This window comes from uncultured Aquimarina sp. (assembly GCF_947495315.1).
Taxonomy (GTDB): Bacteria; Bacteroidota; Bacteroidia; order Flavobacteriales; family Flavobacteriaceae; genus Aquimarina.
This window is the reverse complement of sequence record NZ_CANLYD010000025.1, coordinates 58,784-83,065: the sequence shown is the minus strand read 5'-3', so window position 1 is coordinate 83,065 and position 24,282 is coordinate 58,784. Positions and strand designations below refer to the sequence as shown.

The window sequence follows — 24,282 nt, the reverse complement described above, 5'->3', positions numbered from 1 at the left end:
TAATCCAAGTGGATTACAAAACTGGGGATGGGTTCAGTTAGTCATTAAACCTAACTTCCTTAAATGGAGTCCTAAACCAATACAATAATCTTCAACGATATATTTCTAAAACCTGCGAAATCAGTTTCGCAGGTTTTTTTATGAATTATTTTAAAATTCTCAATTTCCACTAGCTATAATTACGTAATTCTTATTAATTAAATACGTATTAATACTTAATTTTGAACATATAAATACATAACTCATGAAGAAGGTAGTAGTAATAGGTAATGGAATGGTAGGTTATAAGTTCTGTGAGAAGTTTGTCGCCTCAGAAAAGTTTACTGATTATAAACTTATAGTTTTTGGAGAGGAACCCAGACGTGCATATGACAGAGTACATCTAAGTGAGTTTTATGATGGTAAAACTGCCGAAGATTTGAGTATGTCATCTGCAAACTGGTATGAAGACAATAATATAGATCTTCATACATCAGAAATGATTACAGAAATTAATAGAGAAAATAAAACTGTCGCTAATCATCGTGGAGATACATATACTTACGATTATTTAGTATTAGCAACAGGATCTTCCGCATTCGTACCTCCTATTCAAGGTGTTGATAAAGAAGGGGTTTTTGTTTATAGAACTATCGAGGATCTTGAAGCCACAGAAGCATACGCCAAAAAGCTAAAAGCACAAGGAAAAACTGAAGCAGCAGTACTTGGAGGTGGATTGTTAGGTTTGGAAGCCGCAAATGCGGTTAAAAACTTAGGATTAAACGCTCATGTTGTAGAATTTGCTCCAAGACTTATGCCTAGACAACTAGATAAAGGTGCGAGCGATATGCTACAAGCTAAAATAGAAGATTTAGGTTTAAAAGTTCATCTTTCAAAACAGACACAATTTCTGCAAGGAGAAAAATCCATTGAAGGTTTACAATATGTTGATGATACCGAGTTGAAAGTTGATATGCTTGTGGTTTCTGCTGGTATTCGCCCTCGTGATGAAGTGGCAAAAGAATGTGGATTAGAAGTTGGTACTAGAGGAGGTATTATAGTAAATCAACAGATGCGAACCTCTGATGAAAATATTTACGCTATAGGAGAATGTGCTTTGCTAAATAGCATGATTTATGGTTTAGTTGCTCCTGGATATGACATGGCAGAAGTTGCTGTACAGCAAATTACTGGCGGTGATACTCAGATGCCAGAATCCATTGACATGTCAACTCAATTAAAACTAATTGGTACCGAAGTAGCAAGTTTTGGTGATGCACTTAATGAAGCTAAAGAAGAAATAGATGAAATTACATATGAAAATAAGCGTAAAGGCATTTATAAAAAAATAAATGTTTCCAAAGACGGTAAAAAACTTTTAGGTGGAATTTTAATTGGTGATTCGTCAGATTATAATTCTTTATTCCAAATTTACATCAACGGAATGAAACTTCCGGAAGAACCGGAAGATCTTATATTAGGTAGTCGCGGCAGTGATGGAGGCGGACTTCTTGGGGATGTTATGGATCTCCCTGATGATGCTCAAATCTGCTCTTGTGAAAGTGTAACTAAAGGACAAATTTGTGGTGCTATTGAAAGCGGAGAAGCTACAGATGTTGCAGGAGTAATTAGTTGTACAAAAGCAGGAACTGGTTGTGGTGGTTGTAAACCTATGGTTACGGACTTAACAAATGCTACGCTAAAATCTTTAGGTATTGAAGTTAAAGATGGCGTGTGTGAACATTTTGAACTAAGTAGACAAGATTTATACAAAATCATTCAGGTAAAAGGATACACCAAATTTGATGAAGTATTAGATAATCATGGAAATGGAGGTCACGGATGCGAATTATGCAAACCGCTTATTGCTTCCTTAATGGCTACAATTAATGCTGACACCGCTAATATAGAATATGCTATTCAGGATTCTAATGATCGTTTCTTAGCAAACATACAACGAAATGGAACCTATTCCGTGGTTCCCAGAGTTCCCGGAGGAGAAATTACACCTGATAAATTAATTGCACTAGGAGAAATTGCTAAAAAGTATGATTTATACACTAAAGTAACTGGTGGTGTACGTATCGATTTATTTGGCGCAACATTAAATCAACTACCTTTAATATGGAAGGATCTAATTGACAATGGTTTTGAAAGTGGTCATGCTTACGGTAAATCTTTGCGTACTGTAAAAACCTGCGTAGGCTCAACTTGGTGTCGTTACGGAATGGATGAAAGTGTAAGTTTTGGTATTGAACTTGAAAATCGATATAGAGGAATTCGTGCTCCACATAAAATTAAAGGTGGAGTTTCTGGATGTATCCGTGAATGTGCTGAAGCCCGCGGAAAAGATTTCGGTCTAATTGCCGTAGAAGGTGGATGGAACCTATATGTTGGTGGAAACGGTGGAGCAACACCAAGACATGCAGAATTATTTGCCGAACAAATTGATAACGAAACTGTAATTAAATACTTAGATCGCTACTTAATGTTCTATATGCGTACAGCAAAACCATTACAAAGAACAGCAGCTTGGCAAGAACGTCTAGAAGGTGGATTAGATTATTTAAAAGAAGTTATTATTGATGATAAGTTAGGTATTGCTAAGGATTTAGAAACAGAAATGAAAACTTTAGTTAACAAGTTTGAATGTGAGTGGACTCAAGCTATCAATGACCCTGAAATGATGAAACGATTTAATCATTTTGTGAATAGTGACGAAGAGGATGACAACATTGTTTTTGTACCAATGAGAGAACAAAAAATGCCAGAACAGTGGAAATAATAAAAAAGCTTATAATTTAAAACAACATGGAAGAAATTCTAACAAAATATAAAACAACCAAATTAGAAGATGTAAAAGTTTGGTTTAAAGCTGCATCAGTTGAAGCTTTTCCAAAAGATGGAGGAGCTTGCGTTAAATATAAAGATCTACAAATTGCTGTATTTAATTTTAGCAGACTAAACAAATGGTATGCAACCCAAAACTTATCTCCTGAGAAAAATGAAATGGTACTTAGTAGAGGAATGATTGGTGATCATAACGGAATACCTAAGATTGCTTGTCCTCTTCATAAAAAAACTTTTTCACTAGAAACTGGTGAAAATCTAAATGGAGACCTTGCAGCTATCGCTACGTATCCTGTAAAAATAGAAGATGGTATTGTATTTATTGGTTTCGAAGAATAATACGTTTTATTGCTAAAAACCCTAAATTAGCAAGTATTATAACATTATTACTTTTATGCCAACCACAAAATTAACTGAAGCATTTTCTCTTTTTGACAAAGCAAATGCAAAGGACCCCAATAAAGAAATCGTTAACGGAGAATCTATTCCGAAAGAACTGATCTACGGTCAACGAATGAGTCAAACTCTTAATAATTACACTTCTGAAGCATCAGAAGCGCTACAATTAGCAGCTAGAGCTCAACATTTATGCAGATGGAAAATTCCTCGTGATAACTATCCTATGGATCGAGTAGGTTACTTAAAATGGAGAGAAGAGTTAAAGAGATTTCATGCAGAAAAAGCTTCAAGGATACTCCAGGAAGTAGGATACGAAAAAGAAACTATAGATAGAGTCTCTTTTTTGATACAAAAGAAAAAGTTAAAAAAAGACAAGGATACTCAAATATTGGAAGATGTCATCTGCCTTGTATTTCTGGAATTTTATTACTCGGAATTCTACGAAAAACACACCTCTGAAAAGGTGATTGATATTTTACAAAAAACCTGGAGAAAAATGTCTGAAAAAGGTCATCAAGCCGCACTAAAATTATCATATACAGAAAAAGGGTTAGATTTGATTAAGCAAGCTATTACATAATTTATTTGCATTGAACAAATTAACATCATTAGATCATCAAACTTTTAATCGCCTAAGTAAAATTTACATTATTGCTTTAGGAGCCATCGGTTTATTCACTATTGGAGCGCAATTTTTTATTCAGCAGTATCTCAGTTCCCAAATTGATGACTCTAAGATTATCAATATTTCCGGTAGACAACGAATGCTTAGCCAGAAACTGTCTAAAGAAATTTTATTGCTTTCTTATATTAAAAATGACAAATCAAAAAAACGATATCTATCAGAACTAGAGACAACAATAAGTCTTTGGAAAGCATCTCATGAAAGACTCAAAAGATACAATGATTCGATACCAAAAGGAAAAAATGATAGCACAGAGATAAAACGAATGTTTTTGGTTTTACAACCCTACTTCGAAACCATATATGAAAATAGCCTACAAATATTAGCAATAGTAAAAAAAGACTCTGTTAATCCTGAAATTCTAAAACCCCATCTAGAAAGTGTAATTTTTAATGAACCTTTTTTTCTTAAACAGATGGATGCCATTGTATTTAGATATGAAAAAGACGCTCAAGAAAAAATATCCAGGCTTAAAAAGATCGAATATATACTGTTTTGTTTAATTATTTTAATTCTGATTTTTGAATTTTTCCTTTTATTCAGACCTGTAGCATTGAGCATCAAAAAAAACATATCTGATCTTCTTTCATCACAAAAAGAAGCTACAGACATGGCTTCTAATGCCGAAAAATTAAGGAAAATTCAGAATAAAAATGTACAAGAATTAGTATCACTCACTAAAGCTTTAGATCAAACTTTATTGTATGCTCGAGTTACTGAACTAGCTATGGTAAAAAGCTTAGGGGAACGTTTTGGCAAAGTACTGCCTTTAGATCAGGGATACCATCAAAAAAATCTTGCTGAGCTTATGAATTTAAGTGAGGTAGAAACAAATAGATTGCTTCAACTTATTTCTCAAAATAAAGGTGGTGTTTTTAATGAAGAATTTGAATTCACTTCTAATGATGGTAAAAAGATGTGGTTAGACATTTCAATACTGAATGTGTTTAAAGAATCTGGTAACTCAGAAAGATTGGTACTTTGCTCCGATATCTCTAAAAGAAAAGAGGCTCAACAAGAAATCGAACGATTAAATGACTTAGAATACCAACAAAAAGAGGAATTACAGAAGTCTAACGCAAGTATGATTGTTGAAGCCCAGGAAGAGGAAAGAAAACGAATTGCGAAAGAGATCCACGATAGTATTGGACAAATGCTCACTGCCCTAAAGTTCAATATTGAATCCATTAATACTGACAATATTGAAAAGACAAATCAAAAAATTGAAGGACTCAAAAAGCTGTCAAAAGATCTGATATTAGGTATCAGAACAGCTACATTTAATCTCACTCCTCCAGAATTAAAAGATTATGGAATTAGCATTGCTCTTCAGAAAATGGCAAAAGAACTGTCTAAATTGACAGGTAAAAATATTGTTTTTGAAAACAAATCCGATACTGAACCTCGTTTTGACTCTTTAGTAGAAACTAATTTATATCGAGTAACACAAGAAGCCGTGAACAACGCTATTAAATATGCTAAATCAGATTATATCTTAATTTCCATAAACAGTTCAGAATCAATTTTAAGCATTACCATAGATGATAATGGTCAAGGATTCGATCTTGACAATATTCCAACTAAGCCGAAAAATAATGCAGAAGGTGGAATGGGGCTGTTCTTTATGAAAGAACGTATGAATTATATAAATGGTAGAATCTTTATAAGCTCTACACCTGGAAAAGGCACAAGAATTACCCTGAATTATACTTTATAATACATAAAATTACATATTTTTGCCGATTATATATTCCCCAAAAGAGTAGCGTGAAAACACAAAACGAAAACACAAAATACCTAATGAACTGGGATTCCAAAAAAATTTGGAAAGAAGAAATCATTAGTAAGGAGTTTATTAAATATCTCAAGGAGGCAGAAGTTGATGAGCTTATGCTGAACAAGGATACTCAACTAGGTATTATTTCTGAAAGAGATGTTATTGATTGGATTGAAAAAGAAGAAAATGAAAGTTTCTGGAACGACAGCATGAAACATCATATCTGCGAAAAAATCATCAAAGATGATGATGATTATTTCGTAGGTTGTGATTATGAAGATTTCAAAGGTGGATACTTTTTTGTGGCCAGTTTATGGAAAATGGAAAAAGGAGAAAATTTGATAATATTAGAACATTACCATTAATCACTCCTTTCTTTTCCTGATATCTATATTTATACGTTATTTGGTTTCTTTTTCAGCACATCATTTCTGTAGTAATCTATGATACCATCAATTGGTCTTCTTACAATATTTCCTACTGTTAAATGGTATGGCCATACTGCTGCTCTAATAATATCTTCACTAAAATGTGCTATAGACCCAATGAAGTGAACCGGAACATTTTGAGCTTCAGGAAAACATAATACTCTTGTTTCTACAAATTCTTGAATACCTTCTGTAATAATTTTATAAAAATATCCATTACGCTCACTAGTGAAAATAAACTCTGCAAAAGATGCTAGATACGTATTTGGATTTTCTTTTTTATACAAATTCTCTTTTATAGAATCAGAAGATAGATCAAAACGCTTCTCGAATTCTCCAGCAACTTCTGGAGGCATTCTTTTATAGTAGTAATCTCTTATTAACCGTTTCCCAAAATAATTACCGCTTGCTTCGTCCATAAGGATATACCCTAAAGAGTCTACAGCCATATGGATATCATCTCCGTCATAATAACAACTATTGGATCCTGTACCTAAAATACAAACAATTCCAGGTTCTGTAGTAGCTGCATACACTGCCGCTACCATATCTTCTCTAACAAGCACATCTGCATTGACAAAAAAGTCTTCAAATACTTTCTTTAACATAGCCGCTGGTTTTTCGGTACCGCATCCGGCTCCATAAAAGTGAACGGCATCAATTGTTGTGCTATGCGCTGTTAACTCTGCATTAGCCCGAACTCTTTTTTCCAGTAAAGACTTCTCAAATACAGCAGGATTTAATCCTTCTGTACGGGTTTTAAATACAATTTCACCAGATTCATTTAGAAGAATCCAATCGCATTTAGTAGAACCACCGTCAGCTATTAAAATCATTTGAAAGTTTATTTGTTGTGTGTGTTAGCTAAGAAAAAAGCCCCGATTTTTTTATCACAACCAGGGCAATATAATTTATTACTCCTTATTATAGATTACCTACATAAGATGATAGGTCTACCAACTTAGAAGAATATCCATATTCATTATCATACCAAGATACTAACTTAAAGAAGTTATCGTTTAATGCAATCCCTGCACCTGCATCGAAAGTAGAAGTATGATGTTCTCCTACAAAATCCTGAGATACTACTGGTTCTTCTGTATATGCCAAAACTCCTTTTAGCTCATTTTCTGAAGCTTTTTTAACTACCGCCTTAAGCTCATCATAAGATACGGATTTCTTAGTTTTTACGGTAAGATCTACCACAGAAACATCTGCTGTAGGAACTCTAAATGCCATACCTGTAAGTTTACCATTCAATTCTGGTATCACTTTACCAACAGCCTTAGCAGCACCAGTAGATGAAGGTATAATATTATTTAGAGCAGAACGTCCACCTCTAAAATCCTTTTTTGATGGAGCATCTACTACTGCTTGTGTAGCAGTAGCTGCATGAACTGTAGTCATTAATCCTTCTTCGATCCCGAAGTTATCATTAATCACTTTAGCCAATGGAGCTAAACAGTTTGTTGTACAAGACGCATTAGAAACAACAGTATCGGTTGCTTTAGCATCCGTATGATTTACTCCCATAACAAACATAGGTGCATCTGCCGATGGTGCAGAGATAACAACTTTTTTAGCACCTGCTTTAAGGTGTGCACCTGCTTTATCTAGTGTAGTAAAAATACCTGTACAATCCATTACTACATCAACTCCTACTGCATCCCATTTTAATTCTTCAGGGTTTCTTTCTGCAGTAATACGGATTGCTTTACCGTCTACTACAAGACTTCCGTTTTCTACCGCTATAGTACCATCATATTTTCCGTGTACGGAATCATACTCTAATAAATAAGCTAAATGATTTACATCTAACAAATCGTTAATAGCTACTATTTCTACATTCTCGCGTTTAGAAGCAATTCTAAAAGCGATTCTTCCAATTCTACCGAAACCGTTAATTCCAATTTTTAACGTACTCATATTTAATAATTTAGTTGTTTTGATTTAAAAAACGTGGTTATATTTATACTGAAGTAATATCAGCAACTTTAATTAATCGATCGTGTTTGTGGGTTCTTTTCTCCAAAGCAGTAGTAAGAGGCACAATAGTCACTGTTTTGTGAACAATTCCAATCATTACTTCACTTTTTCCTTCTAGTAAAGTTTCTACCGCTCCCACTCCTAATTTACTAGCCAATACTCTATCATAACAGCTTGGTGCTCCTCCTCTTTGTATATGTCCTAATACAGAAACTCTAACTTCATAATCCTCCAAGTTCTCCTCTACATACTCTCCTAATTCGAAAATATTCTTACCGGATTTATCACCTTCGGCAACAACAATAATACTAGAGGTTTTTCCTGTCTTCTTACTTTTCTTAAGGGATTCTATGAGTCTATCAACCCCCATATCTTCTTCAGGAATTAAGATCTCTTCTGCTCCTGCTCCAATTCCGGCATTTAAGGCAATATCTCCTGCATCTCTTCCCATTACTTCAATAAGAAATAAACGGTTATGAGAACTTGCTGTATCCCTTATTTTATCGATAGCTTCTACTACTGTATTTAATGCAGTGTCATAACCAATTGTATAATCGGTACCATTAATATCATTATCAATTGTACCAGGAATTCCTACTACCGGAAAATTAAACTCTTCAGAAAGTTTTAATGCTCCGGTAAAACTACCATCTCCTCCAATCACAATCAGAGCATCAATATTATTCTTTATTAAACTATCATACGCTTTCTTTCTTCCTTCTTCTGTACGAAAATCTTTAGAACGTGCAGATTTAAGAAAAGTTCCTCCTTTATTTATTATATTTCTTACCGAACGTGCATTTAGTTTTTCCATTTCATTATGTATAAGACCTTCGTAGCCTTTATACACTCCAAAACAATCTATTTGATAATAACTACACGCACGAACAACTGCTCTGATAGCAGCATTCATTCCAGGAGCATCTCCTCCTGAGGTAAGTACAGCAATATTTTTAACTTTTTTTGTCATCGAAGTCAAATCTATTGTTATTGACCACAATAACCTAATTTACCCAAAATCTAAAACGTTTTCGGTTAATAAATTCAGTAATTACTGACAAAAAAGATGTGGTTTTAACACATTTTCATGAAATAAGTTAAGAAAAAAGTATTATCACAAAATAGTTTATTCCTGATTTTGGTATTCTCAAAACTTAGATTAACTACATAACATTACTAAGATAGTTTAGCGTAAAGACAAGCTTCATTCATATTTAGTATCTTTATAGACACAAACTAGTCATAAATTCACCCAAATTAATTTCATTACTGACATGAAAAAATCACTAACCATAGCTTTGTCAATGGTAACTTTCATTTCATTCAAAGCTTTTTCTCAGAATCAAAACAACTTAATAGATGCTCCAGGTGATATTGCTTTTGTAGCTTTTCATACGGATAATGGAGGAGCGGATCAAGAAGATGGATTTTCTTTTATTTTATTAGATGATGCCATTGATGGAACTACCATAACCTTTATAGATGAAGAATGGGATGGAACTCAATTTTCAAGCCCCGTAAATGAAGGAGATTTAATCTGGACCAATAATACTGGTAGTACCATTGATGCTGGAACAGTAGTCAATATTACTGATGCCGATGGAAATACAGAAATGGCTTCTGTAGGTATTGTTGACGAAATCAATGCAGGATTTGATTTAGCTGCTGCAGAAGATATCGTAGCAGTAACTGGAACAAGAGCAAGTCCTGGTGTTTTTCTTACAGCAATTGATGGAGATAATGGTTTTCCATTTAATAGTACTAATACAGGATTATCGAGTGCTCAGATCTTACTGATTTCTGATCAAGGTATTTATACTGGCCCTACTACTTGTGATAGTACAATAGGTGATTGCTTGGTTCAAATATATGACTCCATAAATAATTGGAGTTTTGGAAATTATACACATCCAGATGATGTAACTGGCAATTTTACAGGAAATGCTTTTTTAGGAGATCTAACTTCTCCTACGGTTATTATTAGTTTATCAGATACCAGTCTTACAATGGGCGATACTTCGACTATTACTTTTACTTTTAGTGAAGTTCCTGTGGGATTTACAGAGGCTGATGTTACCGTACAGAATGGAACTTTATCCGGATTTATGGTTACAGTTGATCTAACTATATATACAGGATTATTTACTCCTACCCCAAATATACAGGATGCTACGAACATTATTAGCGTAGGAACAGGTTACACTGATGCTGCTGGAAACATAGGAATTGCAGCAGATTCGGATAATTATACTATAGATACTACTACCCCTAATTCGGCTCCGAGTTTTTCTATACCCGCCAATCCTGATCAAACTATCCTAGAAGATTCTGGAGCGCAGACTGTAAATGGATTTGCATCCGCAATTGATGATGGAGATGGAAATACGCAAACCCTTACTTTTAATATAACAAATGATAATAATGCATTATTCAGCAGTCAACCTACTATTAATGAAATTACTGGAAATCTCACCTATACTCCTGCTGCAGACGTTTCTGGAAGCACAATCGTTACTGTAAATCTATCTGATGACGGAGGAACTGCCAATGGAGGAACCGATACTTCTTCAGATCAAACATTTATGATTACTATTAATGAGGTGAATGATGCTCCAAGTTTTTCTATACCTGCCAGTCCTGATCAAACTATTTTAGAAGATTCTGGAGCGCAGACTGTAAATGGATTTGCATCCGCCATTGATGATGGAGATGGAAATACACAAACCCTCACTTTTAATGTAACAAATGATAATAATGCATTATTCAGCAGTCAACCTACTATTAATGAAATTACTGGAAATCTTACTTATACTGCTGCTGCGAATGCAATCGGTATGACAACAGTAACGGTAAACCTTTCTGATAACGGAGGAACTGCCAATGGAGGAGCTGATACTTCTGCGGATCAAACATTTATGATTACTATTAATGAGGTGAATGATGCTCCAAGTTTTTCTATACCTGCCAGTCCTGATCAAACTATTTTAGAAGATTCTGGAGCGCAGACTGTAAATGGATTTGCATCCGCCATTGATGATGGAGATGAAAATACACAAACCCTCACTTTTAATGTAACAAATGATAACAATGCATTATTCAGCAGTCAACCTACTATTAATGAAATTACTGGAAATCTTACCTATACTCCTGCCGCGAATGCAATCGGTATGACAACAGTAACGGTAAACCTTTCTGATAACGGAGGAACTACCAATGGAGGAACCGATACTTCTGCAGATCAAACATTCTCCATAACAGTTACTAGCGCTAATGATGAACCAACTGTAGTCATTACTTCTACAGAAAGTTCTCCTACAGATGCTAATCCTATTCCTATAACTATAACATTTTCAGAAGGTGTACTTAATTTTGATATAAATGATATCATCATTACAAATGGATCACTCACTAATTTTTCTGGTTCAGATGCTATATATACCGTTGAAGTTATTCCTACTACAACAGGAGTAATCACACTAAACATTGATGCAAACATCGCTACTAGTACATCTGGAGATGGAAATCTATCTGCTTTAGAGTTCAGTATTATTTATGACGAATTACTTAGCACAGATGAATTTGATAATGATACATTTACTATATATCCAAATCCTACAAAGGGCAATGTACATATAAGCGTTCCAATAGATAAAGTGACAGTTTTTGATTATAACGGCAAAAAAGTACTTGAAACAACCAAAAACACTTTTAATTTATCAGGATTAGAATCGGGTATTTATATAATTAATATACAAACCAAAGAAAAACAAATTACAAAGCGAATTATCAAATTTTAATAGTAATCGTTTGTAGTGAAATTTAAAAAGAAGAGGCCACTTTAATAAGTGGCCTCTTTAAAATAGATCATTTATATGATATATTATTGTTGAATCAAAATCAAATATTGCCAAGGATTTAACTCATACTCTCGCCCTTTAGCACCATCAATATACTCACCTGAGAGATAATCTTTAAACTTTCCGTCGTAAGATGCTGTAAACTTCACAGGTTCTTTGGTCATATTCGCAACGAAAACAACCTTATTACCTTCTTTTTCTCTTTTGAACACCAAAACTTTATCATCTACCGAAGTTTTAATACGACTATAGGACGCAGCATTCTTACCTCCATGTAAAGCAGGATTCTCATTTTTAAGCTTTCCTAGTTTCTCATACAAAGGAAAGAATATTCCTTTCTTCTTAATAATAGTATCTTTTTCGAAGAAAAGTAAACGCTTATCCATATCATATTCTTGTCCAGAATAAATCAATGGCATTCCAGGTGCCATATAAGATAACGCTGCAAATAGTTCTTTAGAATCTCCCATTCTTTCTTGTACTGTTCCGTTCCAAGAATTCTCATCATGGTTTGAGGTGAAATTCATTAAAATATCATCAGCTGCATACATTGAATCTACCTGAACCATTCTTTTATCCCAGGCTGCCACCGTATTTTCTCCTTTTGCAATATGATTCATTACGTGATGTGTGTCCCATCCATATCCCATATCAAAAGCATTTTCCATTAATTCCGGTTCCCAACCTTCGGCCAGCATAAAAACTGGTTTTATTTTCTTAAGTTCGGATACAGTGGTATCCCAAAAATCAACTGGTACCATTCCTGCTACATCACAACGAAATCCATCTACTCCTTCTTCTTGTACCCAGTACTTCATTGCTTTAAGCATTTCTCCTCTCATATCTTTATTATCATAATTAAGATCCGCTACATCCGTCCAATCAGTTCCTACAGTATGTGTAATTTCTCCTTTATCATCTTTAGTGTAAAATTCTGGATGCTCTTTTAACCAAACGTGATCCCATCCAGTATGATTTGCAACCCAATCTAATACTACATAAATTCCGTTATCATGTGCCGTTTTTACTAATTCTCTGAAATCCTCTATTGTTCCGAATTCTGGATTTACTTTGGTATAATCAGAAATTGCATAATAACTTCCCAGTGATCCTTTACTTTTGGTAGTAGAAATTGGATATATAGGCATCACCCAAAGCACTTTTACTCCCAGATTCTTCAACGTAGGAATATCTTTGGTAAACGCTTTAAAAGATCCTTCTTCAGAGTACTGACGAATATTTGCTTCGTAAATCACAGCATTCTCCATCATAGCTTCACTTACCGGAGCTAATTCTTTACTTACCGCTTCAGTAACAGTTTCTACTTTTGCAACTGTTTCTTCTTTTTTTGTCTTTCCGCAGGAAAACACAACACCTGCTAAGGCAAGACAGAAAATTATTTTTTTCATTATTTTATAATTTAGTTTTTGGTTTATTGTAATGATATGATCATTGATGTTCTGGCAGGAACTGTCATATTCTCCGTGACATCAATTGTATTGTCCGTAATAATATCTTTTCCTACTTTAAAATCCTTCAGTCCTTCTTTAAAACGATTAATATTAAGCTCTTGATCTTCGGAGTTATTATTAATAACAACCATTACACGTTCTTTTTCTGTATATCTAAAATATACGTATACATTATTAAAAGGTATAAATTGTAATAGCTTTCCGTTATGAATAGCATCACTGTTCTTCCTCCAGTTCAGTACTTTTTTAGTATATGCATGGAATGCTTCTTCATCTTTGGTTCTTCCTCCAACTTTACCTGAAGCTCCTTCAGCAACAAAAGCACTTCTCTTGTCATCAGGCCATCCTCCAGGAAAATCTCTACGGATATCACCATCGCCTTTTTTATCACGGTTACCTAACATTCCTATCTCATCTCCATAATAGATCTGTGGAATTCCTCTTGTGGTAAATATCAATGTCATTGCCATTTTATATTTACTGATATCACTTTGGTATATCTCATTAATCCTATTCGTATCATGATTCCCTGCAAACAGCAATATATTATCGATATCCGGATACAAGAAGTCATTTGTAAAATTCTCATAAGCTCTAATCATTCCTTTATCCCAAGAATTACCTTCTTCATTAAACATTACCATTACTGCATCATGCAGCGTAAAATCCATCACTGAAGGTAAATGCGAGTTATAGTTATCAATAGCTCCAATTTTGCTATCTTTTTGCCAGTACGCCATCTGCGCCTGGTCATGCATCCATACTTCTCCTACAATATTAAAATTTGGATATTCATCCATAATTGCTTTTGTCCATTTAGCAATTCCTTCTTTATCATTGTATGAGTATGTATCAACTCTAAAACCATCTAAATCCGCGTATTCTATCCACCATATTGCATTCTGTGTAATATAATTAAGGAGTAAAGGGTTGCTTTGATTCATATCGGGCATAGTAGTATCAAACCATCCATTCATGCATCCTTTAGCATCTACAGCTGAAGCATTTGTATCGAATTGAGTCGTCATACGATAGTTACTCCTTCTGAACCCTTCTGGCCACTGATGTATCCAGTCCTTTGTTGGCAAGTCTTTGATCATCCAATGCTTAGAACCCCAATGATTGGTTACATAATCCATAATTAGTTTCATATCTAATTTATGCATCTCTGAAGCTAATCTTTTATAATCCTCATTGGTACCATATCGAGGGTCTATCTTGTAAAGATCGCTTTGTGCATAAGTATGATAAGAATATACCGGTTCATTATCTTCTAACAATGGTGTGCTCCAAAGTGCAGTCGCTCCTAAATCATTCAAATAATCCAAATGATCAATTACACCTTGAATATCGCCACCGTGACGTCCTCCCGGATTAGATCGATCAGCTTTTTCTACCGTATCTTTATGAGAATCATTAGCCGTATCTCCATTAGCAAAACGGTCTGGCATAATTAAGTACATGACATCACTGCTATCAAATCCTTTTCGTTGTGCAGAACCTTCTCTTCTGGTTTTAAACTCATATGTCTGCGAAAAAGCTACTTTATCATTTTCTTTAAAGTTAATAACTACTTTTCCCGGCTGAACATCTTTAGTATCAATGGTTACAAAAACGTAATTAGAATTCTCTGTTTTAGTAACATCATTAATTGCTATACTATCTATTTCTATATCATACCTGGCAATTTCTTTACCATAACACATTAATTGTAACTGATTAGATTGCATACCACTCCACCAAAATGGAGGTTCTATTTTATCTATCTGCCCAAAGGTTAGTGAAACGAATAACCCAAAAAGCACTGTTAACATACTCTTCATAGATCTAATTTTGATTTATATAATTCGTATTGAACTTTATATTACTTGTATTGAATTAAACACCCCAAAAACAAGAGCTTTTGGGGTGTTTTGTGTTCCATTTGTATAATGAATTAAACGGTCATTAAACTATTGGGTGAGATCGTAAATTCTTTACCATCTACATATATCAATAATTCGTGCTCTCCTTCTAAGTTAAAGGTAGTTCCATCCTGAGAGACATTCACCTTTAATATACTATTTCTGAAGTTTACATTGAACGTATATCCTTTCCATTCTTTAGGAATTTTAGGAGTAAATGACAACGCATCATTCTTAACTCTCAAACCTCCAAAACCTTCTACGATACTCATCCAAGTCCCGGCCATACTAGTAATATGAAGACCTTCTTCTACTTCTTTGTTATAGTCATCAAGATCTAATCTTGATGTTCTTAGATAAAAAGTATATGCTTGATCCATTCTATCCAAAGTAGCAGCCTGGATACTATGTACACAAGGAGAAAGAGAGGATTCATGAACGGTAAATGGCTCATAAAAATCAAAATGACGTTTCAATTCTTCCTTGGTAAATTGATCTTCAAACATGTAGAAACCTTGTAAGGTATCTGCCTGTTTAATATAAGGAGATCTTAGGATTCTATCCCAGCTCCATTTCTGATTAATTGGACGTTGAGATTGCTCAAGTTTATCAACTGTAATTAGTTCTTTGTCCAAGAAACCATCTTGCTGCAGATACACTTGATGTTTCTCTGAGTAAGGGAAATACATCTTTTCTGCTACCTCTAGCATTGCGCTAATTTCTTTCTGATCCAGTTTAGTCTTTTCTATGATTCTATCGTAATCCACTTTATACTCTGACTTAACTTTTTCGATATTTTCAACACAATAGTCGATACACCATTTTGCTAAATAGTTAGTATACCAATTATTGTTGATATTGTTTTCATATTCATTAGGTCCTGTAACACCCAGAATAACGTACTTTTCTTTGTCTGTTGAAAATGTTGCTCTTTGATGCCAAAAACGAGCAATAGCAATCATTACTTCTAATCCCATCTCTGGAATATAGCTATAATCACCAGTATAGCGCAGATAATTATAAATGGCAAATGTCATCGCACCGTTTCGGTGAATTTCTTCGAAGGTAATCTCCCATTCGTTATGACACTCTTCTCCATTCATAGTTACCATTGGATACAATGCTGCTCCATTGGTAAACCCTAGTTTTTCAGCATTTTCTATAGCTTTCTCTAGATGGTTATAACGATATTGTAATAAGCTTCGTGCTACATTTTGGTTTTTGGTAGCCATATAAAAAGGAATACAATATGCTTCGGTATCCCAATAAGTACTACCACCATATTTCTCACCGGTAAATCCTTTTGGACCAATATTTAATCGAGCATCTTTACCTAAATAGGTTTGATTTAATTGAAAAATATTAAAACGAATACCTTGTTGCGCCTTCACATCTCCATCAATAGCTATATCTGCCATTTCCCAGATCTTAGACCAAGCTTTCTTTTGCAGATCTAATAATGCTTCAAAACCTGATTCTGATGCTTGTTTTAATACTGCTGCGTTAGCAGATGCAATATCTTCTTGTTTATGGTTTAGTGAAACGGTGTATCCTCCAAATTTATGAATCGCCGCTATTTTCCCTTTTGCAACTTCTACTTTATAACCAAGACCTGCATAGGTTTTGTTGGTTTCAACTGTAGGATAAACATGTTGCAATTTTTCATCAAGATATAATTGATTCAACATTCCTGTACATACGTGAAATTCTGTCTTCATGGTTTTAGAAGATATGTACGCTGAATTACCTTTATGTGATACTTCGTATGTATCCCAGAATTTATCATCCCAGTTGGTATCCTCATTCGTAATTCCAGAATCTAAATACGGTATAAATTGAACTACAGCATCTTTATTCACTGGGGTCACTTCATACTTAATAGCACCGACTTCATCTAAATCTAAACTTAAAAACCTTGTTGATTTAACAGCTACTTCGATGTTATTTTGCAAAATTGCATTAAAAGAACGCTGATACCAACCTTCTTTCATATTAAGTTCTCTACGAAAACCTGATACTGTTTTGCACTTATGTAAGTTTAATTTTTCTCCATTAATTTCTACATTAATTCCAATCCAATTAGGAGCATTAAGTACTTTGGCAAAATACTCTGGATACCCATTTTTCCACCAACCTACTCTGGTTTTATCAGGATAATATACTCCTGCAATATAACTTCCCTGAAAAGTAGGGCCTGTATATGTCTCTTCAAAATTTGCACGCTGCCCCATCGCACCGTTACCTATACTAAAAAGACTTTCTGAGGACTTAACTCTTTCTACATCAAATCCTTCTTCAATTATAGACCAGTTATCTGGCTTAATATAATCCTGATTCATCGGTTCTCTTTTTTTTATTTTTAGTTGTTAGAGAAACTTGCCTAAGTATCAAACATTGTATTTACTTAGGCGATCTCCCTATTATTCTCAAACTTTTTCGGTTATAACTAATTGGTTAATAAATTCTTCTGTAATTTCTGTAAAATCATTAAATATGTAATCCGCTTCGTGCAAAACGTTGGGATCACCAATACCAATACTTACCATATTGGCAATATTAGCCGCCTGAATACCCGCTACAGAATCTTCAAAAACAACACAGTCTTTAGGAGCTACTCCTAATTTTTGTGCTCCAATTAAAAATACTTCGGGATCCGGTTTTGCTTTTGAAACATCAGTCCCATCCACAATTGCATGAAATTTCTCTTTCAGCAATACTTTATCCAAAATAACTCGAGCATTCTTACTAGCAGAACCTAATGCTATGGCCTGCTCTTTGGTTAAAAGATACTCTAAAACTCTTGGCACATCCGGAAGAATTTCGGATGTATCCATAGTCTCAATATAATTTAGATATTCTTCATTCTTTTTAGTCATTAAGGAAGTAAACTCTTCTTCTGAGATGGTTTTATTCCCCCATTCTAAAATTTTTTCTAAAGATCGTATTCGGCTAACTCCTTTTAGTTGTTCATTTTGTGCCTCAGAAAAAGATATACCAAGACCATTGGCCAAATTTTGCCAAGCTAAAAAATGGTATTTTGCTGTGTCTACTATGACACCATCTAGATCAAATATGAATGCTTTTTTTGTCATTAATCATTTATTTCGATAGTCGCTTCATCACTAACTATCAAGGTTAAAATTCCAGAAATTACCATACTCACTCCTCCAATTATTAATGCATATATAGTTTCACTATTAAAAAAAGTGTTTAACAAAAATCCTAATATAGAAGCAGCAACAATTTGAGGAATTACAATAAAGAAGTTGAATACTCCCATATAATACCCCATCTTTTTTGGAGGTAAAGCTCCTGCTAACATTGCATAAGGCATAGATAAAATACTTGCCCAAGCAATACCAACTCCAATCATTGAAATAATTAACAGTTCAGGGGTTTTGAATATTGTAATTGACAACAATCCTAAACCACCTAAAATTAAACTAATCAAGTGAGTAATTTTCCTACTAGTAAATTTTGCTATGACAGGTAATAAAAATGCAACTAATGCCGCTACTCCATTATAAACTGCAAAAAGAACAGTAACCCAATCAGCCCCATCATTATATAACTGGGATGTAGGATCTGTTGATCCGTATACATAACTGGTTACAGCCTGAGTAGTATATATCCACATAGAAAATAATGCAAACCATGAAAAAAACTGCACAACTGCCAATTGTTTCATCGTTTTTGGCATATACAACAAGTCAGTCATGATAGTCACAAATCCATTGATCCCTGAAGACTGCCTTACAAATGCAGCTAATAGAAATAATATTCCTACAAATAAAATACCTCCTGACAAAATATACAACTCCTTATCCAATCTTAAATAAATAAGACCAGCGTTAAGAATCATCCCAAAAACTGTCATTATAGATCCGGCTTTCTTAAGCTTTTCAATCCTACCATCATTTTCTTGAGAAGTAAGTTCGACCGTAGCATCAGTTTTATGATCTTCGAAACTATCTAATTCTTCAGGAGAATATTCCTTAGAACTAAATACTGTCCACAAAACAGCGGCAAGAAATACAACTGCTCCAATATAAAAAGACCATTTTACAGAATCCGGAATCACTCCTTCCGCTGCAGTATTACTTATTCCTAACCAATTTGTAAAAATATACGGTAATGCTGAACCAACTACTGCTCCTAAACCGATAAAAAAGCTTTGCATAGCAAAACCTTTCGTTCTTTGAGATTCAGGAAGATTATCCCCTACAAAAGCTCTAAAAGGCTCCATTGAAATATTAATCGAAGAATCCATTATCCATAAAGTACCAATCGCCACCCATAACGTGGGTGAATTTGGCATTACACACAATGCAATCGAAGATAATATAGCTCCAACCAGAAAATATGGTCTTCTACGCCCTAATTTAGAATGCCAAGTTCTATCACTAAAGTAACCAATAATTGGTTGCACCAATAATCCAGTAATAGGAGCTGCTAGCCAAAAAACAGCTAACTCGTCCACTTCTGCACCTAGTGTTTCAAAAATCCTGGAGGTATTTGCATTTTGCAATGCAAAACCGAATTGTATTCCCAGGAAACCGAAACTCATGTTCCATATTTCCCAAAAACTTAGCTTACGCTTGTTCATTAAGTAAATGTTTGATTATTACTTGATAAGCGCGTACACTCATCAAAACTTATGTTAGTAGAAAGTGAAAATATAAGTTCTGATAGGGATCAAATATATTATTTTATTTTAAATAAAATAATTTTAGTGTGTTATTTTTTTGTGGATTGCCTTTGGATCAAGCTAGTATCGATAATCACCGTTTTATATTCTTCAGGAACATCTTCTTCTCCTTCGAGCTTATCTATAAGCAGCTTTGCGGCTCTTATACCCATTTCTTCTCCATGTTGGCTGATGGTTGTTAAACTAGGAATAAAATGCTTGGATAATATACCATCCGTAAACCCTACAATAGATACATCTTCAGGTACTTTTTTACCTTTTTCATTTAAAACTCTTGCGGCAGTTACTGCAAACAGTTCATTTACAGCAAAAATAGCGTCCACATCCTTATCTTCAAGGAAATCTGAAATTTCTGATTCGCAATTATCAATATCTTCTATTTTTAGAATATAATCTTCACGAGCAGTAATATCATAAGCTCTTAACGCTCTTAAATATCCATTGGTTCGCAGCTTACCTACACTAATGTAGTCTACAGTTGTAAGAATAGCAATCTTTTTACATCCTAAAGACAACAGATGATTGGTAGCAGTCTGGGCGCCTTTTCCATCATCAATAATTACCTTATCACACACAAGCTCGTCTATAATCCTATCAAAAAGTACGACAGGCATTCCCTGACTCATGGTTTCTTCTATATGATGATAATCTTTTTTTTGTTGTGTTTCTTTTGCTACGGATAAAATAAAACCATCGGCGCTTCCACTGGCTAACATTTCCAAGTTAATTACTTCTTTATCAAAAGAATTGTTTGAAGAGCATATAATCACATTATAGCCTTTTTCATTGGCAACCTTCTCGACACCACCAATTACTGTAGTAAAAAAATGATGGACGATCTCAGGAATTATAACTCCAATTGTTTTTGTTTTTCTGTTTTTCAGGCTAAGTGCAATGTTGTTAGGCTTGTAATTATACAACTTAGCGAAAGCTTTTACCTTTTGTCGAGTATCCAAACTTATCTCTACACTATCTTTTAATGCTTTTGACACGGTTGAGATAGATACATCAAGCTCTTTTGCTATTTGTTTTAACGTAACTTTTTGCTTCATTTCCCTTGAATTTTAATTAAAAGTTAAATTTTGACGCGAAAATATGCGATATGATCACAAATCCCCTTAAAATTTTAACAGAATTTTAAAAGTTATCCACACGCAAACGTTTTCGTAAGGTTACGGCTACACCGTAGCTCAAATTTAACATAGATTTTACATACATTGGCTTTCAGAAAGTGAAAATATAAGGCTAAAAACAATTAAAAACTAATTTAAATTTATATGAAAACATTTACTAAAAGCGCATTGTTTTTATTGTGGTTGATACCAATGAGCTTTTTTGCACAGTCGTCAGTCAGTGGTACTGTTACTGATGCTGGAAATGGTCAACCGATTCCCGGTGTTAATATTATAATAAAGGGAACAACAAACGGAACTTCATCAGATTTTGATGGAAATTACGTTTTAAACGGAGTTAACAATGGAGACATTGTTGAGTTTTCTTACGTGGGATTTCTGCCTCAAGAATTCACTTACTCCGGAAACGAGAGAATTGATGTTGCATTACAAGAAGATGCGGCAGAACTGGAACAGGTAGTAGTCATTGGTTATGGTTCTGCCAGAAAGAAGGACTTAACAGGTTCTGTAAGTACAGTAACTGCGGATGATTTTAACAGAGGAAATATTATTTCTCCTGAAAACTTATTAAATGGACGTGTAGCCGGTGTTAATATTACACCAGGTGGTGCTCCGGGTTCAGGAGCAGCAATCAGAATTCGTGGAGGAAGTTCTTTGGATGCTTCTAATGATCCTCTAATAGTTATTGATGGTCTACCCGTAAGTAATGATTTTGTTGGTGGTTCTCAATCAGTATTATCTTCAATCAATCCTAGCAACATTAAATCTTTTACAGTTTTAAAAGATGCATCTGCAACTGCTATTTATGGAAACAGAGCTTCTGCAGGGGTTATTATTATTGAAACTATAAAAGGAAGTAAAGGATTAAAAGTAGATTATAATTTTCAAACTGGGATCTATACTATTCCTGAAACTGTGGATGTCTTTTCTGCTGATGAATTTAGAAGTTTGGTATTAGAACAGTCATTGATAAATAATAACATTGATGCTAGTCAACTAGGGACAGCTAATACGGACTGGCAAAAAGAAATTTACAGAAATGCAGTATCCACCGACAATAATATCTCTGTAAGAGGATCCTTATTTGATGTATTACCAATCCGTTTCTCAGCAGGTCATTTAGATCAAGATGGTTTACGCTTAACAAGTGAATACAAAAGATCGACAACATCATTGGTTTTAAACCCATCTTTCTTGAATGGTAATTTAAAATTTAACTTAAATGCAAATGCTACTTTCGAAAAAAATAGGTTTGCAGCTGATGTTGAAGGATCAGCAATAGCTTTTGATCCAACACAACCGGTATATGACCCTAATTCTCCATTTGGTGGCTTTTTTGAATATGATAGCCTTAATCCAAATGGATCATTTAATGACGTTATGGCAAACACAAACCCGGTTGCTGCTCTTTTACAAAGAAACAATCGTAGTGAAGTAGATCGTTACTTTGGTAATTTTAAAGTAGATTATTCTTTATGGTTTTTACCTGAATTAACAGCTACTGTTAATGTAGGTTTTGACGAACAAAATGGTGATGGTTTTAACGAGTTATCGCGCGAAAGTGCTGGCGGGGAGCAATTGACTGGTAATATCCTTGATGGTTCAAGATCTGAATTTTCGAGCTATAGAAGGAATACTCTATTTGATTCATATCTTAATTATAAAAAGGCATTAGGAGGACTAAATTTAGATGTAACAGGAGGGTACTCTTATCAAAAGTTTAGAGTAGATAATTTTAATTCTGGTGAGTTAAGAGGAGACAATGAAACTGAATCTCGAGCACAATCTGATCCAGATCTTGTGTTGGCTGCATTTTTTGCTAGAGCAAACCTAGGCCTGAGCGACAAATACCTTCTTACTTTATCATATAGAAGAGATGGGACGTCAAGATTTAGTGAAGATAATAGATGGGGTAATTTCCCAGCAGCTGCATTTGCCTGGAATATTTCTGACGAAAACTTCCTAGCAGATTCCCAAACCTTAAGCAATCTTAAACTTCGATTAGGATATGGTGTTACTGGACAAGAAAATATTACCACCGACGCCAATGATTTCAAATTACCTTTTATAGAACAATATGCACAAGGTACAATTACCGATCAATATACGTTTGGTAATAGACTTATTCCAGTTTCTATTCCTGGATTTAGAAATGAACTACTTACTTGGGAGACTACTATTCAATACAACATTGGTTTGGATTATGGTCTATTCAATGATCGAATTAATGGATCAATTGATGTGTATAGAAAAGAAACAGAAGATTTATTTGTTCAAGGAAGTTTGCCGGATGGTGCTAACTTTGGTAACATTGGCCCACAAAACTTAGGTGATCTATTAACAGAAGGTATTGAGGTAAATATAGATGCTAGTATTGTAAGAAATGAAAACTTTACATGGAATATCAACTATAATGCTGCTTTTCTTGATCAAAAGGTAGAAAAACTTGTTGGTGGTGAAGATCAATTAGTAGGACCATCAGTAGGTGGTACCGGTGGTAATATACAGATCCACAGAGAAGGGTTTGCTCCATTTTCTTTCTATGTTTTCAAACAATTGTATGATGTTAACGGAGCTCCGATTGAAGGTGCTTATGCTGATCTAAATGGAGATAATGTCATCAATAGTGATGATAAATATATATACAGAAACAATACAGCTGACGTCACAATGGGATTCCAGTCCAATATGACATACAAAGGTTTTGATTTATCTTTTAACCTTAGAGCTAGTCTTGGAAACTATATGTTTAACGGTGTAGAAGGAGGAGCTACTTACAATGCTATAAACAACAATGGAACTTTAGCAAATCAAAACACTTCATTGTTAGACACCAACTTTAACGTTTTTGGAGATACTTTCCAATCTGATATTTATGTAGAAAATGCTTCATTTTTAAAGATGGACAACGTAACTTTAGGATATACATTTAAGAAGTTCTTCGGAGATACTTCTTCAATAAGATTATGGGGTGGTGTTCAGAACGTATTTATCATAACTGAATATTCAGGTTTAGATCCTGAAATCTTTTCTGGAGTCGATCAAACCCTCTTCCCACGAGCAAGAACTTTCTTGATGGGAGCTAACGTAAAATTTAATTAATT

The 24,282-nt window shown here is 34.3% G+C and carries 16 protein-coding genes; 7 read left to right on the top strand and 9 right to left on the bottom strand.

Features of this window, described 5'->3' with window-relative positions; all coding sequences use genetic code 11:
- The first annotated feature begins 244 nt into the window (after positions 1-244).
- Genes nirB through Q0910_RS27665 form a run of 5 tightly spaced genes read left to right on the top strand, consistent with a single transcriptional unit; the run spans position 245 to position 6,055 of the window.
- Positions 245-2,764, top strand: a complete 2,520-nt coding sequence (gene nirB, locus Q0910_RS27685) for a nitrite reductase large subunit NirB (protein ID WP_299223811.1) — start codon at positions 245-247, stop codon at positions 2,762-2,764.
- A 26-nt stretch (positions 2,765-2,790) separates the two neighbouring features.
- Positions 2,791-3,168: a nitrite reductase small subunit NirD gene (nirD, locus tag Q0910_RS27680; RefSeq protein WP_299223809.1), complete on the top strand. Its 378-nt coding sequence runs from the start codon at positions 2,791-2,793 to the stop codon at positions 3,166-3,168.
- A 55-nt stretch (positions 3,169-3,223) separates the two neighbouring features.
- Positions 3,224-3,808 carry a DUF4202 domain-containing protein gene (locus tag Q0910_RS27675; protein WP_299223807.1) on the top strand — a complete coding sequence of 195 codons (585 nt, stop codon included), beginning with the start codon at positions 3,224-3,226 and terminating at the stop codon, positions 3,806-3,808.
- Positions 3,809-3,818: 10 nt separating this feature from the next.
- Positions 3,819-5,630, top strand: coding sequence for an ATP-binding protein (locus tag Q0910_RS27670; protein ID WP_299223805.1), 1,812 nt, complete (start codon positions 3,819-3,821; stop codon positions 5,628-5,630).
- 50 nt (positions 5,631-5,680) lie between these two features.
- Positions 5,681-6,055, top strand: a complete 375-nt coding sequence (locus Q0910_RS27665) for a hypothetical protein (protein WP_299223803.1) — start codon at positions 5,681-5,683, stop codon at positions 6,053-6,055.
- 29 nt (positions 6,056-6,084) lie between these two features.
- On the opposite strand, the gene Q0910_RS27660 is transcribed toward Q0910_RS27665, so the two are convergent.
- The 3 genes from Q0910_RS27660 to pfkA all read right to left on the bottom strand — a co-directional run bounded on the left by Q0910_RS27660 (position 6,085) and on the right by pfkA (position 9,074).
- Entirely contained in the window at positions 6,085-6,954 is an 870-nt protein-coding gene (locus Q0910_RS27660; RefSeq protein WP_118462268.1) for a BadF/BadG/BcrA/BcrD ATPase family protein, read from the bottom strand.
- A gap of 88 nt (positions 6,955-7,042) precedes the next feature.
- On the bottom strand, positions 7,043-8,044 hold the full coding sequence (gap, locus tag Q0910_RS27655; protein ID WP_299223800.1) for a type I glyceraldehyde-3-phosphate dehydrogenase: 1,002 nt from the start codon (positions 8,042-8,044) through the stop codon (positions 7,043-7,045).
- 43 nt (positions 8,045-8,087) lie between these two features.
- The gene (gene pfkA, locus Q0910_RS27650; protein WP_299223798.1) at positions 8,088-9,074 is read right to left on the bottom strand and encodes a 6-phosphofructokinase; all 987 of its coding nucleotides are present in this window, start codon (positions 9,072-9,074) and stop codon (positions 8,088-8,090) included.
- A gap of 304 nt (positions 9,075-9,378) precedes the next feature.
- On the opposite strand from pfkA, the gene Q0910_RS27645 reads away from it, so the two are divergent.
- Positions 9,379-11,901, top strand: a complete 2,523-nt coding sequence (locus Q0910_RS27645) for an Ig-like domain-containing protein (protein ID WP_299223796.1) — start codon at positions 9,379-9,381, stop codon at positions 11,899-11,901.
- Positions 11,902-11,984: 83 nt separating this feature from the next.
- Here Q0910_RS27645 and Q0910_RS27640 read toward each other — a convergent pair whose 3' ends face one another.
- The 6 genes from Q0910_RS27640 to Q0910_RS27615 all read right to left on the bottom strand — a co-directional run bounded on the left by Q0910_RS27640 (position 11,985) and on the right by Q0910_RS27615 (position 21,097).
- Positions 11,985-13,370 carry an alpha-amylase family glycosyl hydrolase gene (locus tag Q0910_RS27640; RefSeq protein ID WP_299223794.1) on the bottom strand — a complete coding sequence of 462 codons (1,386 nt, stop codon included), beginning with the start codon at positions 13,368-13,370 and terminating at the stop codon, positions 11,985-11,987.
- A gap of 23 nt (positions 13,371-13,393) precedes the next feature.
- Positions 13,394-15,256 carry a glycoside hydrolase family 13 protein gene (locus Q0910_RS27635; protein ID WP_299223792.1) on the bottom strand — a complete coding sequence of 621 codons (1,863 nt, stop codon included), beginning with the start codon at positions 15,254-15,256 and terminating at the stop codon, positions 13,394-13,396.
- 113 nt (positions 15,257-15,369) lie between these two features.
- Positions 15,370-17,676 (bottom strand): glycoside hydrolase family 65 protein, encoded by a 2,307-nt coding sequence (locus tag Q0910_RS27630; RefSeq protein WP_299223790.1) that lies wholly within the window; start codon positions 17,674-17,676, stop codon positions 15,370-15,372.
- 87 nt (positions 17,677-17,763) lie between these two features.
- Positions 17,764-18,429 (bottom strand): beta-phosphoglucomutase, encoded by a 666-nt coding sequence (gene pgmB, locus Q0910_RS27625; RefSeq protein ID WP_299223788.1) that lies wholly within the window; start codon positions 18,427-18,429, stop codon positions 17,764-17,766.
- Positions 18,429-19,943 carry an MFS transporter gene (locus Q0910_RS27620; protein ID WP_299223786.1) on the bottom strand — a complete coding sequence of 505 codons (1,515 nt, stop codon included), beginning with the start codon at positions 19,941-19,943 and terminating at the stop codon, positions 18,429-18,431. Before Q0910_RS27620 ends, pgmB begins: the two co-directional genes overlap by 1 nt.
- 131 nt (positions 19,944-20,074) lie before the next feature.
- Complete coding sequence (locus Q0910_RS27615) at positions 20,075-21,097, bottom strand: LacI family DNA-binding transcriptional regulator (protein ID WP_299223784.1); 1,023 nt, start codon at positions 21,095-21,097, stop codon at positions 20,075-20,077.
- Positions 21,098-21,322: 225 nt separating this feature from the next.
- Between Q0910_RS27615 and Q0910_RS27610 the strand changes: the two genes are divergently transcribed.
- Positions 21,323-24,280, top strand: a complete 2,958-nt coding sequence (locus Q0910_RS27610; RefSeq protein WP_299223782.1) for a SusC/RagA family TonB-linked outer membrane protein — start codon at positions 21,323-21,325, stop codon at positions 24,278-24,280.
- The last annotated feature ends 2 nt before the right edge of the window (positions 24,281-24,282 follow it).